This window comes from Microbulbifer sp. ARAS458-1 (genome assembly GCF_045348205.1).
GTDB lineage: Bacteria > Pseudomonadota > Gammaproteobacteria > Pseudomonadales > Cellvibrionaceae > Microbulbifer.
Genome location: NZ_CP155838.1, coordinates 3,852,324 through 3,868,861 on the forward strand (window position 1 = coordinate 3,852,324; position 16,538 = coordinate 3,868,861).

At 56.2% G+C, this 16,538-nt stretch carries 13 protein-coding genes; 7 read left to right on the top strand and 6 right to left on the bottom strand.

All coding sequences use genetic code 11. The features are described from left to right. Positions 1 to 139 precede the first annotated feature (139 nt). On the top strand, positions 140 to 316 hold the full coding sequence (locus tag AAFH99_RS16040) for a DUF1328 domain-containing protein (RefSeq protein ID WP_043319173.1): 177 nt from the start codon (positions 140 to 142) through the stop codon (positions 314 to 316). A 57-nt stretch (positions 317 to 373) separates the two neighbouring features. Beyond that, complete coding sequence (locus AAFH99_RS16045) at positions 374 to 571, top strand: hypothetical protein (RefSeq protein ID WP_043319175.1); 198 nt, start codon at positions 374 to 376, stop codon at positions 569 to 571. A gap of 93 nt (positions 572 to 664) precedes the next feature. Here the strand turns inward: AAFH99_RS16045 and AAFH99_RS16050 are convergent, their stop codons facing one another. Beyond that, entirely contained in the window at positions 665 to 2,056 is a 1,392-nt protein-coding gene (locus tag AAFH99_RS16050) for a sigma-54 interaction domain-containing protein (RefSeq protein ID WP_406828240.1), read from the bottom strand. A 293-nt stretch (positions 2,057 to 2,349) separates the two neighbouring features. On the opposite strand from AAFH99_RS16050, the gene AAFH99_RS16055 reads away from it, so the two are divergent. Both AAFH99_RS16055 and AAFH99_RS16060 read left to right on the top strand, forming a co-directional pair. Then, positions 2,350 to 2,718: a hypothetical protein gene (locus tag AAFH99_RS16055; protein WP_406828241.1), complete on the top strand. Its 369-nt coding sequence runs from the start codon at positions 2,350 to 2,352 to the stop codon at positions 2,716 to 2,718. A 79-nt stretch (positions 2,719 to 2,797) separates the two neighbouring features. Continuing rightward, the gene (locus tag AAFH99_RS16060) at positions 2,798 to 3,364 is read left to right on the top strand and encodes a BON domain-containing protein (protein ID WP_043319181.1); all 567 of its coding nucleotides are present in this window, start codon (positions 2,798 to 2,800) and stop codon (positions 3,362 to 3,364) included. 99 nt (positions 3,365 to 3,463) lie between these two features. On the opposite strand, the gene AAFH99_RS16065 is transcribed toward AAFH99_RS16060, so the two are convergent. The 4 genes from AAFH99_RS16065 to AAFH99_RS16080 form a co-directional block, all read right to left on the bottom strand. After that, a complete protein-coding gene (locus AAFH99_RS16065) occupies positions 3,464 to 4,867 on the bottom strand; it encodes a sodium:solute symporter (RefSeq protein ID WP_406828242.1) in 1,404 nt (467 codons plus the stop codon). Positions 4,868 to 4,941: 74 nt separating this feature from the next. After that, positions 4,942 to 5,331 (bottom strand): RidA family protein, encoded by a 390-nt coding sequence (locus tag AAFH99_RS16070; protein ID WP_231491821.1) that lies wholly within the window; start codon positions 5,329 to 5,331, stop codon positions 4,942 to 4,944. Between the two features lie 373 nt (positions 5,332 to 5,704). Beyond that, complete coding sequence (locus AAFH99_RS16075; protein ID WP_406828243.1) at positions 5,705 to 7,144, bottom strand: amidohydrolase family protein; 1,440 nt, start codon at positions 7,142 to 7,144, stop codon at positions 5,705 to 5,707. Positions 7,145 to 7,172: 28 nt separating this feature from the next. Beyond that, positions 7,173 to 8,039: a MurR/RpiR family transcriptional regulator gene (locus AAFH99_RS16080; RefSeq protein ID WP_043319185.1), complete on the bottom strand. Its 867-nt coding sequence runs from the start codon at positions 8,037 to 8,039 to the stop codon at positions 7,173 to 7,175. Positions 8,040 to 8,254: 215 nt separating this feature from the next. Here AAFH99_RS16080 and AAFH99_RS16085 point away from each other — a divergent pair, with 215 nt between their 5' ends. Genes AAFH99_RS16085 through AAFH99_RS16095 form a run of 3 tightly spaced genes read left to right on the top strand, consistent with a single transcriptional unit; the run spans position 8,255 to position 12,912 of the window. Next, the gene (locus AAFH99_RS16085; protein ID WP_406828244.1) at positions 8,255 to 9,469 is read left to right on the top strand and encodes an amino acid deaminase; all 1,215 of its coding nucleotides are present in this window, start codon (positions 8,255 to 8,257) and stop codon (positions 9,467 to 9,469) included. A gap of 26 nt (positions 9,470 to 9,495) precedes the next feature. After that, positions 9,496 to 12,024, top strand: a complete 2,529-nt coding sequence (locus tag AAFH99_RS16090) for a beta-N-acetylhexosaminidase (RefSeq protein WP_406828245.1) — start codon at positions 9,496 to 9,498, stop codon at positions 12,022 to 12,024. A gap of 18 nt (positions 12,025 to 12,042) precedes the next feature. After that, a complete protein-coding gene (locus tag AAFH99_RS16095; RefSeq protein ID WP_406828246.1) occupies positions 12,043 to 12,912 on the top strand; it encodes an SMP-30/gluconolactonase/LRE family protein in 870 nt (289 codons plus the stop codon). Between the two features lie 133 nt (positions 12,913 to 13,045). On the opposite strand, the gene AAFH99_RS16100 is transcribed toward AAFH99_RS16095, so the two are convergent. Continuing rightward, on the bottom strand, positions 13,046 to 16,177 hold the full coding sequence (locus tag AAFH99_RS16100) for a TonB-dependent receptor (RefSeq protein WP_406828247.1): 3,132 nt from the start codon (positions 16,175 to 16,177) through the stop codon (positions 13,046 to 13,048). Between the last annotated feature and the right edge of the window lie 361 nt (positions 16,178 to 16,538).

Here is a 16,538-nt window from a genome sequence, read left to right on the forward strand (position 1 = left end):
ACCTTTCCCGGTACAGACAGAAATTTATCCGCAATTTTGCGCAAAGCAAGGCACCTTGCCGCCTGGCGAGAATTGGCACGGTGTTTGCGAAACCTCCATCGACACACAGCCATGCACTGCACCCATACGGAGATACGACATGCTTGGATGGTCTATTGCCTTTCTCATTATTGCCCTGATAGCGGCGCTATTCGGATTTACCGGTATCGCCAGCGCCTCAGCCGGTATTGCGAAGGTCATCTTTTTTATCTTTATCGTCCTGTGGCTAATTGCACTGGCCGCAAACGCCATTCGCGGCCGGGGCCCGAAGCCTTAACAGGCCGCACTCTTGACCTATAAATCTGACTATTGATTTCAACCAAGGAGCAAACCTATGAAAATCTTCAAGAATGCTTTTTTTATGGTACTGGCCATTACCGCAGCCATGAGCCTGGCAGCCTGCAGTGAAGAGAAAGATGCGGAGTCGATCGGAGAAACCATCGACGAGACGGTCACTGATACAGGAAACGCGATTGAAGACACCTGTGAAGATATGAAAGAGGAAGCAAATGCGGAAGATACCGACTGCTAACCGTTGGCCCCGAAAACAATTTTCGGACAGAAAAAAGGGAGCGCATTGCGCTCCCTTTTTTAAGGTTGAGATAAAAGGCTGAGCTGAACAAAGCTACTCGCCATTCAATGAATCAATCACCGATTGCGCACTGGCGTCGCTGCCAGCTTTCTCGTATTTCTCCAGCTTGTTGTACAGCGTTTTCACACTGATCCCAAGCTGCTCTGCGGTCTCCGTTTTATTGCCATCGTTCTGCTCAAGAGTGCGTTCAATTGCCGCCTGTTCGAGCACATCTAACGGCACACCTGCGGGCACCTGCGTTGTCACCGAAGCCGGGCTCTGCTCCCCATCAACCTCTCCAAGAATAATATGCTGAGGCTCTATGACATTTTCGGCAAGAATAAATGCGCGCTCGACACAGTATTTGAGCTCCCGCACATTTCCGGGCCACCGGTGTTGTGCCAGCAGTTTCAGAGCCTCCGCACTGAACACCTTGGCAGTGTCTTCCTCACTATTGCGATACACCAGGAAATGTTGAGCCAGGCCCGTAATATCGTCACCGCGATCGCGCAGCGGCGGGACGCGAATAGGAAACTGACAAAGTCTGAAATAGAGGTCCTCGCGAAAAATGCCCTCATTGACCGCCGCCTCGGGGTCACGGTTTGTCGCCGAGACCACGCGCACGTCGGTTTTCCGCAGCTGGCTGCTGCCCAGAGGACGATACTCACCGGTCTCGAGCACCCGAAGTAACTTGACCTGATGTTCGAGTGACATTTCTGTCACCTCATCAAGAAACAGCGTGCCTCCCTCGGCCTGTGCGAACAATCCATGGTGGGCTTTATGGGCACCGGTAAATGCCCCTCTGGCATGGCCAAATAACTCGCTCTCAACCAGTTCAGGGCTCAGGGCACCACAGTTGACAGCCACAAACGGAGCCAACGAGCGACCACTGGCCTGGTGCAGTGTATTGGCCACCAGCTCTTTACCGACGCCGCTCTCCCCCACCACCATGACATTCGCCTCGGAACCTGCCACCTTCCGCAGAGTCCGATAAAGTTTGCGCATGGGGCGTGCGGACCCCACCAACAGACCGTACTGATCCAGCTGGCTGCTGACCGGTCTCTCCTGGGGCTCCGACTCGACATCCAGCTCAGACACGATCTCTGCGATTGCCTCTCCGATATCTTCCGCATCGTAAGGCTGCCGGAAATGAAAGCCACCAGACCGCGAGGTCGCCTTATCGAGTGCCTCATTGGGGGTACCGTCACTGAGAAAGAGGTATTCGCACTCTGCCAGAGTATGGGATTCCGCAAGCGGCCACAGCGCATCAATATCGCACTCAGCGGTGTCAACAACCGCCAGGTCATAGCAATTGGCGAGCAATGCATCCAGCCACTTGTCGTCATCGCTAAAGTCATCTTTTGCGAGGGGGCTTTCCAGTGAGCCGATTACCCGCTCACGAATGGCCGCGTCCTTGATTCTCAGAAATACACGTCTCCGGCTCATTCCCAGTTCCTTATAAAGTCAACATATGAATGCTCAACAACAGTAACGCCAGAGCGCAAGGCCCCACTGGCACGGGGATTGAATTGTATCACCATGTAAACGCGAATGTTTTCGCACTCGCTCTACCCTCACTCGGTAGCGAGGACGAACAGGAGGACATTGTGGCCAACCAGAAATTTTCGAATTCCCCGTTAAAATCCGATTATCCGTCGGTTATTTTCCGCAGAATGGCGGAACTACATCACACAAGCACCCATGCAGCCAGGTTTTACGGTTCCCGGCTCAGCCCCAGCTTGGACTATCCACTACGAAAATGTTTCCAGAACCTGAAAAATTTACATGGCAACCTGAAAAATATTCTATCCGCGGAGTTACGAGCACATACGCAACACCACGCTTCAGGCCAAGACAAATCGTCCCTGGAGACTGACTCGAGAGCCACGGAGATCGCTCTGCGCTACCGCTCTCTTTCCCTACTGGTCCCCAAGCCCGGACCGGACCTGATTGACTACCTGGTTACCACCGAACGCCGTCAGAAGCGCTTACACCGGGAGTTACTCGAAGAACTGGGTGACGCGTCGCTGAAGATTTCGATCTCCGCGCAGACAGCGATGTTACAGGTCACCATAGATCGAATGGCCGCCTTTGCCGCGCACAATTAAGTCGGTGACAGGCGAAAATTTTAAATTGGCATGGTGGTTGCAATTATCCGGTCGTCAACAGCAAAAAAGGATCTCAGAAATGCAACGTCATATTCACTTTTCCAAATCCGCTCTGTTCTCTGCCATCGCTGGTGCAGCCCTGGGCATGTCAGCGTTAACTCATGCAGAAGACAGTGCAGAAAAAAGTGCTGTGAGTGATGCCTGGCTCGACGGAAAAGCAGAAACTGTTCTGTTGCTGAATGAAAATCTTAACAACTTCACGATCAACACCGACGTCTCCGATGGCGTAGTGTTACTCACTGGTGAAGTGGAGAGCAATGTAGACCGACGTCTTGCGGAAGAATTGATTTCCAGCGTAGACGGTGTGAAAAGCGTGGAGAATAAACTGAGTATCGCCAACAATGAACCGATTGGTGAAAAAATCAATCGTGAGTATGTCGATGCAAAAATCGCCACGGTTGTGAAGACGCGACTGCTGATGGATCGAGAAGTAGCTGGTACGGATATCGATGTTACCTCGAAAAACGGCACCATCATTCTACGTGGCTTAGTTCAATCCGGGGCGGAAAAAGATCTGGCAGAAGCGATTGCGCGCAACACCAATGATGTGGACAAGGTGGAGAACAAACTGAAAGTTTCCGGCTAACCTGCACGACTACCCCATTTCTCACAGGATCTCCTGCAGACACATTGTGGCTCCCCCAAGCCACAACCATCCGTTGGCCGGTTCCCCACCGGCCCTTTTTTATTCTGCGGAAGGCGCAACGGCTGCCTCAGTCACTTCCCTCTCGCTACGCGAACATAAATAGCTTGTGACAACCCCGCAAACCAGCGCTGCAGCTACGGCCGGAATAATCGGATTCCCCCAAAAACTATTAGCCGTTGCCAGCACCAACATTGAGACAATGGAGCCAGCCAACAGGGATGCCAGGGCGCCCTGCCAGCTATATAGGGGCCAGAAGCGCCCCAGCAATCCGCAGGCGAACAGTCCCGCCATCACTGTAGAAATCATTTTACTGATATATCCGATCAGGTCATCGGACATCATCGCCAGCGCCAACGCAATACCGATAACAACCAGCAATCCAATACGTGACTGTCGCAACCCACCACTCGCTTCTTGCGGCGGAGTCTTTCTTATGTCGCGTACCAGTACGGTTACACCGGCAATGGCATCGGAACTAGCACTGGACATGGTGGCCGACAAACCCGCCAGCAATACCACCACACCGATGCCCAGCGGAAGCACTTCGATCGCGAGATAGGGGAAGGCGAAGTTACGATTTTCCAGGGCGGGATTCAGTACGAAGGCGCAGATACCGATAAGTGCCGGTATCAGAGAAAAGAACAGGTAAAGACCACCGGAAATATAAAACGACTTGCGCACCGAGCCGACGCTGCGTGCGGAATAAATACGCTGACGGAAAGATGGTGTGGCCAGCACACCAACGGCAATAACGGTAACCAGGGAAAGTGCCGGCAGGAATGCCATCGGCTGTGCTTGTTCAACGGCGCGCTGGGATTCCATAACTACTTCCCAACCACCCACGGTGTGCACCGCAAACACTCCCATCAGCAGGAACCCGGCAAACAGCACCAGAGCCTGCAGGGTATCGGTCCACACCACCGCGTGGTAACCACCCACGATCACAAAAACTCCAAAGCCCGCGGCGACCAGCAGTTTTGCCAGTTGCAGGTCGATACCGGTAATCCAGGCAAGGTACAGGCTTCCCCCCAGGATATGCGCGCCGAGCCAGCCCAGGCAGGCCAGCAGAATCAATAGGGCTACTACCTTGTTTACCAGCGGGTGATTACCCACATAGGAGGCCAGCTCTTCACTCATGGTGGAAAAGCCCCGGGCCCGTGCAGGAGCGAAGAGCAAGCCAAGCAGCAGAATTCCCACCGCACCGCCGATACCATACAGGGCCCCGGCCCAGCTATTGGCATAGCCAAAGCCTACCGCGCCCATGGAGGAACCGGTGCCGACCATGGTGGCAACGGTGGTGCCGATGGTCAGAAAGATCGGCAGGCTGCGACCGGCGAGCAGGAAGTCGTCCTCATCAGTGCTGCGCCGGGAGACGAACCAGCCAACGGCGATCAGGAAAACGATATAGAGGCCGAAGGCCCCCAGGAAAATACTGGCATTCATACTGAAAAATTATTTTTATTGAACGCGAATTGTTGGATTATTTTTTTACTACTTTGACAACCCTGATATTTAACTCAGGGTTTTGGCTGTTTGTAACACACTATGCCAACTTCTACTTTGCAGTCTACTACCAGGTCGCATACAGAGCAGATTCGCGCGGGTGGATGATCTCCGAAATTTTCTTTGAAGACTTTATTAAAAGACTGAAAGTATCTCGCGTCGGTAAGAATCACCGTCACATGGATCACATCCGCGGCGCTGTAGCCAGCCTTGTCCATAATCGCAAAGCAGTTGTCGATGGCGAGCTGGGACTGCTCCACAATCCCTCCTTCCACCACTTCCCCATCGCGCATCGGCGTCTGGCCCGACACATAGAGAAAACCACCGGCCTCTACCGCACTGGAAAATGGCAAATGCTGGCCACCCGTGCCCGTTCCACCTTCGGCGCCGAATCTCTGAATCATGATTACTACCCTTGTTGAAAATTTAGTGGTACATGTCAAAGCAATTTCAGTGGCGGTGGATTACCGGGTGAAGACTTTCGGAACCGCTGTGAACCCATCCCTGGGCGCTGCGGCGCAAACATCCTGTTTGCGACGCTCCCAAAAGTCTTCACCCGGTACTCCACCTTCACGCCCAACCAATCACTTCGAAAGCGGAAGCAAGGTCAAGCTTACGAAGTGCAGGGCTCCGAATTCTAGGCAGAGCGTCGGGTAGGGCTTTTTGAAAGCGTCGGCAACAGGGATGTATTCACAGCGGTTTCAAAAAGCCCTACCCGATGATCTGCCGCCACCACACGAGAACAGAGCACCACAGAGTCCGAACCAGCCACCGCAACTAATCGCGAAACAAAAAGGCCCCACTCCGGCTGTCATGAACAACACCGCCGGAGTAGGCACAAACCCCGTTTACCCACACCCGGGATATTCCCTGCGCCGGACGCTGCGGTTGTGCATAACTCGCCATGGATTCCAGCGCGGCGTAATCGAACAGCACCAGATCCGCGCAATACCCTTCGCGAATAAACCCGCGATTCGCCAGGCCAAAATTGGTCGCGGAAAGTCCGCTCATTTTGTGCACCGCCTGTGGCAGGTCGAACAAGCCGAGATCGCGGCCGTAGTGGGCGAGCACCCGCGGGAAGGCACCCCACAAACGTGGGTGAGGATGGGGATCGTTGGGGAGACCGTCGGAGCCGACCATGGTGAGGGGGTGCTTGAGAATGTTTTTTACATCCTCATCACTCATGCAGTGATACACCGCACCGGCGGGCATCAGCTTTTCCGCGGCCTCAAAGTTGGACAGATTCCACTCACGTGCGATTTCCGCCAGCGAGCGGCCACCCTGCTCGGGAAATGGCTCGGACCAGGTAATAAACACTGCCACATCGTCGGTGACCTGCGCCAGATCCAGGGTGCTGGAGCTGGCGGTGTAGGGGTAACAGTCGCAGGCAACCTGCTGATACTCGGTGGCAGCTTCCAGGGTTCCCAGCACTTCTTCGCTGCGCCCCCAGTTACCGCGCCCGGCGCATTTCAGGTGGGAAACAATCAGTGGTACCCGATGTTCCCGGGCAGTCATCAATGCCTCGTCCATCGCTTCCAGAATGCGATCGAACTCGGTGCGCAGATGGGTGGTGTACACGCCGCCCTGCTCTGCGAGCTCCGCAACCATTTCCAGAACTTCGGCCGTATCCGCACACTTGGCGCTGCCGTAGGCGAGGCCGGAACTGAGTCCGATGGCGCCCTGCTGTAGGGCACCGCGCAATTGCGCGCGCATGGCGGTGAGTTCTGATTCGGTGGCGGTGCGCTGCAGGTCATCCATATGGTTGTTGCGCAGGGAGGTATGGCCTACCAGTGCCGCCACATTCACATTGGGGCTGGATTTTTGCACCGCGCGGGCGTAATCGGAAAACTGCGGGTAGGCGAAGCGATTGCGATCGCCCAGCAGATTCAATGGATCGGGCGGATCGCTTTGCAGGGTAACGGGGCTGGCACTGATGCCGCAGTTGCCAACGATCACCGTGGTAACCCCCTGGCTGATTTTGGCAGGCACCTGCGGATTGTGGATAACTTCGAGGTCGTCGTGGGTGTGGACGTCGATAAAACCGGGAGCGAGGTACAGGCCTTCGGCCTCGATAATTTCTCGCGCAGTGTCTGTGATAGTGCCGGGCTCGGCGATGCGCTGGATACGGCCATTGGCAAGGGCAATGTCGGCGGTAAAAATAGCAGCACCGCTGCCGTCGACAACCGAGCCCTTGCGAATCACCGTATCGTAAATCATTCCATTTCCTTTCGGTCCCAGCAGGCTGCTAGTCTCCCAGCGGCAAGCGATCCTCGCCGTGCTTGTGACTGTCGAGCGTATGCTTGAGACGCCGCAACGTCTCACGGCTTTTGCGTTTTTGTTTAACCGCCAGCTCGGTGGCCAGCACATCGATCGCGGCCAGCATCACGTAGCGCGCCGCGGTCGGTTTGAAAATGTAATCGGTTTCCAGAGGTTCCATCGGCACCAGGTGGTGCAGAATTTTCGCCAGTGGCGAATCCGCAACGGTGACGCCCAGTGTGGTTGCGCCGTACTCCCGCGCAATCTCCGCCGCTTCCTGCACATCCGGGCTGTAACCGCCCATGGAAAGACACAGCACCACATCGTTGTTGTCGATGGTGGACGCCGCCATGCGCATCAGCATGGGATCCGAGTAGGCAGTGGCCGGAAAACCCAGGCGGAAAAACCGGTGCTGACATTCCTGAGCCAGCACGGTGGAGCCGCCACCTACCCCAAAAATCAGAATCTGACGGGCCTTTACCAGAGCCTCTACCGCGGGCTCGATCACCGCCTCGGTAATCAGTCGTGCGTTGTGATCCAGTGCCGCTTTGATCTCGTCGTAAACGCCGTAGTTGGCACCGGGCTCTGCCTTTACTTCGGTGTAGAACCGCTGCCCCACCGCCAGCGCCTGGGCAAGACGCAATTTCAGGTCGCGTACATTCTTGCAGCCCACCGCTTTGGCAAAGCGGGTAATGGTGGCCTCGCTCACGCTCGCTTTATCCGCGAGCTCACTGATACTCGCGTGGGCGGCAAAGCCGATATCGTCCATCACCAGGCGCGCGATCTTCTGCTCGGCATCGCGCAATTGGCCATAATGGGCGTTGATCTTCGAAACAATATCCGGTTCGTGACTCACGGCAGGGTTCCTGTTTTCCTGGTGTTCTTTAGGCCGCACGCTGTGACACTTAGAAACGACTCTTTGATGCGCCCCATTTGAAACGGATAGGGATGTTACTGAACTCGGTGCAGTATATGTATCGTGTTTGTTACTTTCAATACTGCATTTAAGTATGTGATACTTTCTACCACAATTTATTAACAGCCTTGATTGTTTTGAGACGGAGTTGGCCCATGAGCGCCGAGCCCACAAACCCACAGTCTTCCCCGGCCGCCAACCTGCTGCGCGAGGAAATCCCCCTGCCCGCAGCGGTCCTCTACCGCTCGCGCCTGGAGCACAACCTGCAGTGGATGCAGTCATTTGCCGACCAGCGCGGGGTAAAGCTGGCCCCCCACGGCAAAACCACCATGACCCCGGCACTGTTCCGCATGCAGCTGGCCGCAGGTGCCTGGGGTATGACCCTTGCCAACCCGCAGCAGGCAAGGGCAGCGGCAGAAGCCGGGGCAACCCGGATACTGATGGCCAACCAGCTGGTTGGCCGGGCAAATATGCAGCTGGCAAGTGACTTACTGCGGGATTACCCACAGCTGGATTTCTATTGCCTGGTGGACTCCACAAACAATATCCGCCAGCTGGGAGAATTTTTCGGCTCCACTAAGCAGCCACTGAAAGTACTGATTGAAGTCGGCGTGCCCGGGGGGCGCACCGGCTGCCGCAATACCGAAGATGTGAATGCGCTGTGTGAGGAGCTTAAACGCTGGCCCCAGTTGCAGCTGGCGGGTGTGGAAACCTACGAGGGACTCATCCATGGAGAAAACGCGGAAGCGCGTGTGACCGAACACCTGAAAATGGTGCGCGATATTTGCCTGTCACTGCTCAAGCGAGAAGAGTTTGCCACCGAAACGGTCATTCTGAGCGGAGCGGGTTCCGCCTGGTACGATCTGGTGGCCGAGGTATTTACCGATCACAAGGCGCCGCGCATCCTGCCGGTGCTGCGCCCGGGCTGTTACCTCACCCATGACCGGGGCATTTATGAGGAAGCACAGGCCGCGGTGATGGCGCGGCTGGACGGGCACTGTTGCCCAAGCGGAGATTTGCAGTCGAGCCTGGAAGTCTGGGCCTATGTGCAATCGCTGCCGGAACCGGGCATGGCGATTCTAAATTTCGGTAAGCGCGACGCCGCCTACGATGCGGGCTTGCCGCGACCGGAATTGCACTTTCGTCCGGGCCGGGACACAACCCCGCATACAATCACGGAAGACTGGCGGCTTACCAACATCATGGACCAGCACGCCATGCTGCAGATTCCGCAGGACGCCGATCTTCAGGTGGGCGATATGCTCGCCCTCTCCACCTCGCACCCCTGCCTCACCTTCGACAAGTGGCGCCAGGTACTGATCATCGACGATGATTACAACCTGCTGGAAACGGCGGAAACCTGTTTCTAATCATCACAACAAGAATAAAAAAAGATATGGGAAATCTATTGTTCAAGGTCAGCGCACTGACAGGTCTGGCTCTCGCATTGGCCACCCCGATTGGTAGCGCTGAATCTACAGGCCGCGGGGAAGTCAAACTACTCACGCCATTGATGCCCTACCCCCGCCAGATCCAGCCAGTTTCCGCCGACCCGATGCGACTGGATGCGAATAGCCAGCTCTGCTTTGCGCACGCAGCCTCTCCTAAACTGATCGCGGCCACCGAGCGTTTCCGCGCGCAGCTGCAGCGCCAGCGCAATATCGCATTGCAGGCTGCCGTCGACTGCAAAAAAATCGCGGACAATAACGCGGCGGCACGGATCGAAATCGTGTTTGAAAGCAAACAGAAACATATTGATGAAAACACGCTGGCGGCACTCGACGTCAGCCGCGAGTTTTACCGCTTGCGTATCGAGGCAGACAAGGTGCGGCTGAGTGCCCACAGCGACACTGGACTGCTTCACGGCCTGCAAACGCTCTCACAATTGAGCGGCGTCGGGGAAAACACATCAGGCGCGAATGGCATAAGTCTGCCGGCGCTCGAGATTGTCGACTACCCGCGATTCCGCTGGCGCGGAGTGCTGCTGGACTCCGCACGCCACTTCCTTTCGGTCGACACCATCAAACGCCAACTGGACGGTATGGCCGCGGCCAAGCTGAATGTCTTCCACTGGCACCTGACAGACGATCAGGGCTGGCGCTTGGAAAGTCGCGCCTATCCAAAACTTCACCAGACAGCGCCCGGCGGCAACTTCTATACCCGGGAACAGGTGCGAGAAATCGTCGCCTACGCCGCCGAGCGCGGCATAGTTGTAGTACCGGAAATCGATATGCCCGGCCACGCCAGCGCCATTGCCGTCGCCTATCCTAAATTGATGTCTGCGCCCGGGCCCTACCAGCCGGAAGACCGCTGGGGCGTGCACAAGCCGCTGCTCAACCCCGCCAACCCGGCGGTGTACACCTTTGCTGAAAAAATTCTCGGGGAAGTCGCCGAGCTGTTTCCGTTTGAGTATGTACATATCGGCGGGGACGAGGTGGACCCGGAACACTGGGAACAGAACCCGCAGATACAGCGCTATATGCAGGAACACGAACTTGCCGACAGCCACGCACTGCACAATTACTTCAACAGCCGGCTGGCAGAGATTCTGAAAGGGCTCCACCGCAAGATGATCGGCTGGGATGAAACCCTGCACCCGGATCTGGCACCTACCGCCGCGGTACAGTCCTGGCGCGGTCCGGATGCGCTGGGGGAGATTGCCCGCGCCGGACACTACGGCATTTTGTCCACAGGCTTCTATGTGGATCAGCCCCAATACACCAGTTACCACTACCGCAATAACATTATCCCCGCGCCACTGGAATTTGATGCCATTCAGCCCGGGGAGAAGTGGCAGACCTGGCAGTTCGAAGCACCGCGCAAACGGGGCAGCGCGGTTACCGGATCTTTTACCATTGTGGAATCCTCTAGCGGCGAGCTGCGCGGGGTGATGGTATTCAATGGCAAAAAACCCGCGATTCTGCACCAGGTCAGGCGTACCGGCTCCTACACCTACTTCCGACTGGACACCTGGATGGGCCCGCTGCGCGCGCGTGTGAACCTGCAGGATGAAGCTTTGGGCGGTGAATTTATTGTGGGTAACGCACCCTACCACCCAACGGGTGAATTGATTGCCAGCAACAACCAGGAGAGTAAAGTCCCCACGTTTTCTTCCGGCTCTTCTGGTACTGCCGCGCTGAACGACGCACAGAAAAAGAATATCCTGGGTGGCGAAGCGGCACTCTGGGCGGAGATGGTCGACGAACACAATATCGACCTGCGCCTGTGGCCCCGTACCTTTGCGGTCGCCGAGCGACTCTGGTCGGACAAGGAGCTGAAGTACGAGGATTTTCTCTATCAACGGCTAAGTGGAATCGATCAATGGGCGGAAACTGCGCTGGGGCTTCAACACAACATCCAGCAAACGGATGCGCAGGAAAAACTATTCCCGAAAGACCTGCAGGCAGAGGCGCTGGCATTCTCGGCCGTACTGGAGCCCGCCCACTACTACCACCGCCACCACGAAAAATCGGCCAATGAAACCTACTCCCGCCGGGATTCCCTGCACCGCTTTGCCGACAGCCTGCCGGTTGAGAGTATGGCCCTGCGAGATTATCGCCAGCTTCTGGATAGCCTGCCGGAAAATTCCGAATCCGACTTCACCCGCACACGGGTGCTGAGCGGCCTCGAAAGCATGCAACGCGCAGGTGCCGCCGCTGAGATTCTACTGAATCAAAAAGGTCAGCTTTCCCCTGAGGTCCAGCAGCTGGCAGAAAAAGTGCAACAACAGCTGGAACTGGCCGTGCTGATTACCGAGCGCTACCAGAAGCAACAGACCTTCTCGGAAAGTGAGGAAATCAATATCCGCATGCGACTGGCAGCGCTTAAAGGAATGCACACAGAGGTGACTCTGCCGGCGGTTTATGTTCTGGAGCGGCTGCTGGATCAGCTGCAGTACGCTTTAACGAAGAACCAAACAAAGTAAACGGACAATATCTTGAATATGGTTAAGACCTTAACAACCTCCCTGCTGGCCCTGGCGATTGCCGCAAACGCCGCGGCTTCTACAGAGATCAACGAAAAACCGGACACTACCGACTGGATGCCCGAGGGCAGCTTCACCAGCGGTGTGGAGGGACCTGTGGTCGGCCCCGATGGCAGCCTGTATGCGGTAAATTATTCAGAGCAAGGCACCATCGGCCGCGTCATAGCAAAAGAGTCCGGCGAAGTCTGGCTGAAGCTACCCAAAGGCAGTATCGGCAACAGCCTGCGCTTTCACCAAGGCTTTTTGTATGTAGCGGATTACACCGGCCACAATGTGCTGAAAATCGACCCGGCCAATAAAGAGATCCAGCACAGGTTCCACAACCCGCAGATGCACCAGCCGAACGATATTACTATTGCGGGTGACGGCACCATGTATGCGAGCGATCCGGACTGGGCGAACGACAGTGGGCAGCTGTGGCGTATCTCACCAGACGGTGAATTTACGCTACTGGAAAAGGACATGGGGACCACCAATGGTATCGAGCTGAGCCCGGATGGTAAGAAGCTGTATCTCAATGAAAGTGTGCAGCGTCGGGTGTGGGTTTACGACGTGCTGGAGAATGGCGATGTAGCCAACAAACAGCTACTGATCGCGTTTGATGACTTTGGACTGGACGGAATGCAGACGGATAGAGAGGGAAAGCTGTATATCACCCGCTACGGCGCCGGCACCGTACTCAAGGTTTCCCCCACCGGTGACATTCTTGCAACGATCCGCCTGAAAGGACAACACCCGACCAATATCGCTTTGAGCTCCGATGGAAGCATCGGGTACGTGACCATGCAGAAGCGCGGTGCCATTGAGTATTTCTCTATTCCTCACTGACTGCGCTAGAAAATAGGAAGTAAATCTGAGGTCCGTGACTCTCACTAGCTGAAAAAGTAGATAAAACAAAAAAGGTGTGCCACTTTCGTGGCACACCTTTTTTGTTGAACAACATTGTCGGATTAACGCGCGATCAGAAATTACCGCTGATCGTCAGACCATAGCGACGGTCGGTTTTGAAGGTCAGAGACTCCTTGGTGGTACCGTCTTGGCTGACCTGCGCCAGGGTCTTGGTTTCAAGATCCAGCAGATTGCCGATCTCCAAGCCCACTCGCCAGTTGTCATTCAGGGAGTAGAACAGGCTCGCATCCATCATGCCGGCAGCTTCCGTGTAGATGGGGGCGAACTCGTTGGAGTCGCGGCGGGTCACCATGTAATCCGAGCGCCAGGTGTAGGCGAGACGCATGGAGAAGTCGTTGTACTCGTACATGCCCACGATGTTGTAGTTCTGATCGGAATATCCCTCAAGCGGCAGCCCGGAGAAGTTGCGGAAGGTATCGCGCTGATCACTGATGGGTTGTCCATCGGCGGTGAAGCGCTGAGCACCCAGGCCGCTCTCCGGATCGTTCAGGTCATTCTGATCGATGTAGGTGTAGTTGAGCTGCAGTCCCAGACCACTCAGCGCACCGGGCAGGAAGTCGTAGAACTGCGAGTAGGACAGCTCGACACCCTGAATGGAACCGGAGCCGGTGTTCGCCGGGCCGGTCAGGCTGAATTCCTGGGAAATGCCATTGTCCGGGTTGGTCACAGTTTCGACGAAACTGCGATTGCGGATAATGTCGTGCATTTTCTTGTAGAACAGGCCCATGGACACCGAGCCTGCGTCGGAGAAATACCATTCCGTTGTCAGATCAAAGTTGTCGGCTTTCTCCGGCTCCAGATTCGGGTTCAGCGAGGTACCAAACAGATTGACGTCAGTCACGCCAACCACCGGGTTGCTGGCATCGTCGGTGTCGTCGGAGCCCGGGTTCTCGCGAATCGCGGTGTAGCTGATGCCGAGGGTTTTTGTGCTGCGGGCCTGATCCAGCGTCGGGAAATACAAGCCGCGGGAGGCACCGAAACGCAGCAGTACATCGTCAGACAGGTTGAACACAAGGTTCAGGCTGGGGAGTACGGTATCGTAGTCCGTGCCCTCAACACTCTGTACGGAACCGGTGCCATCGGCAAACGCGTAGAGGTCCGGGTAGGTTTCCTGGAATACGCTGATCAGACTGTCGCTGCCGGAAATGGCCGGGGGCAGTACCACGTAGCCGTCGGAGTCCAGCTGGTAGCTGACATAGCGCAGGCCCACATTACCGCGCACCGGGACAACGCTGTCATCTATAGCGAAATCAGCGCGGATATATGCCTCAAGACGCTCTTCCCCGGTATTGGAAATATCGTGAGCGGCGAACGGGCCATTGACGCGGTCGGCGAGATCTTCGGAGCCCGAATAACACTCTGCATTGGGCTGACCGGCGGAGCCGAACGGCGCATTGTTCCAGGTGCCACAACCACTGCGCATGGCTTCACTGAAATTCTTCACCAGGCTCATACGCGGGAAGTAGAAGTTGCTGGTGATATCACCCTGCAGTACCTGGCCATCGTAAAAATCACTGAAGTCGACGGTCTCCCAGGCTTCCGGAGCGACATCTGGACCGGCCTTATCCACCTGCGCCTTCACCCAGCCTTCATTCACGAAGCCCCAGTTGGCGTACTCGGTGTTGCGCATGGTCAACGCTTTATCCGAGTAATACATACCGGTGTGGATTTTGTTGAACAGGCCATCCAGCTCGTAATCGAGATCGAGACGGAAGCTGTCGCCCTCGGCGTCGGAATTGACCTCGTGATCCAGTGCGGTGGCAATATAGTGGGTCTGGTTTTCACCGGCCCAGTTTGACCAGTAGCCCGGGTTGTTCCAGGTGGGGTTCAGGAACTCAACGCTGGGCAGTGAGCCGCGCAGGTCCAGGAACACATCCGAGGCATTGGAGCCCGGGGCAACGCGGGCATTGATCCCGTAGTTGTGCACAATCTCTTCGGATTCAACGTGCTGGTAGTCCACGGATACCGTCATGCGATCCGTCGGCCGGAAGGTCACATTGAGCGAGGTATCTTCCACCGAGTTGATGTTCTGGTTGTAACGGGAGGAAGCCAGCATCGGCAGTTCGGCGTCGGCGCGGATGATACCGCTGGTGAGGTAACCGTCGTCAAAGGTGATGGGATGCGATTCGTCCTCCAGCCAGTGGGCGGCAAACCAGGTGGTGGGGTGGAAGCCCTGCCCCTGGGTACCGATCACACGCTCTTCCCACTCAAGCTCGGCCTTGGAACTGATGTGTTCCAAGGTAGCGGTGATCCTTTCATCGTTGCTCTGCCACTGCACGGAGCTGGCAAAGCCTTCGCGGGTGCGGTCATTTTCTGCGGTGCGCAGGGAGAACTGGCCAGGGGCATACACCACACTGCCGGGTTCCTGACCGGGAATCATCGGGCCTTCCAGCGGCGAGTCCTCTGCCGGGCGAACCACCGCACCCCAGGCCATTTCGCCAATAAATGCATCGCCGCGGGAATAGTAGTTGGCTACGCCGACGCCATCGCCGCGGGTTTTGTATTCGGAACCGGAGCCCGCTACCAGGAAGCCGATCTTACCGATATCGGTTTCCCAGGAATCGGAAAACAGTCCGGAAAAGGACGGCGTGGCCTCCTCACGAAAATCGCCGTAATTAGCTTTGGCGGTAAACGCCAGAATCTGCTCGTCGGAGTCCAGCGGCTTGCGGGTAATCAGGTTTACCGTGCCGGCGATACCACCGGCGGTCAGGTCCGCGGTCTGGTTCTTCACCACTTCTACCGCGCCCAGCAGTTCCGGGGAGATATCTTCGTAGTTCAGGCCACCCCAGGGATTGGCACTGAAGGCATCGCGACCATTGATCTCACTGCGTACCCGGTCGAGACCGCGCACCAGCACACCGGTGCCTTCATCGGCGTAGTGGTTGGGGTCGTCGGACGCGGCAAAGCGCTCGATGGTCACGCCCGACACCCGCTGCAGGGCCTCGGTCACGGACTTGTCTGGCAGTGCGCCGATGTCCGATGCGGTAATCACGTCTTTTACCGTGTCCGCATCCCGCTTCAGGTCCTGTGCGGACTGCAGGTTGGAACGCAAATCACCGTAGACCACAACCTCTTCTACCAGTGCATCGTCGATTTGTTCTGCTTCCTGTGCAGCGAGCTGTCCTGGCAACAGGCCGTAGACCGCGCCGCATACGGCGATACTCAGCAGTTTCCTGTTGAACACTCTGTTAAATGTGGGATGGAATTTCCTTGGCATGGCGAACCCTCGGTGATGTTTATTTTTTATTCGTATCGGCTTGTTTGATTATTAGTATCTGCGCGGCCACCTGGGCATTTTCTACACCCGTGCGCACCCTGCCACTCCCCCTGAAAAGGCCCGATAAACGCCCCCAACACACAACTCCTGGACGCTGCCCCTACTCCAATCATTGCAGGAGGTAAAAAAAGCTCCGGGAACTCTCTAAGCCGGTTCCCCCGGCCAACCCGGTGGTACCAGAGCGAGCCCCGACTGCGAGCGATACAAGGTGAAGATCTAAAAAATGGACTGGTGGTACCAGCGCATACTGGAAAACATACCAACCAGG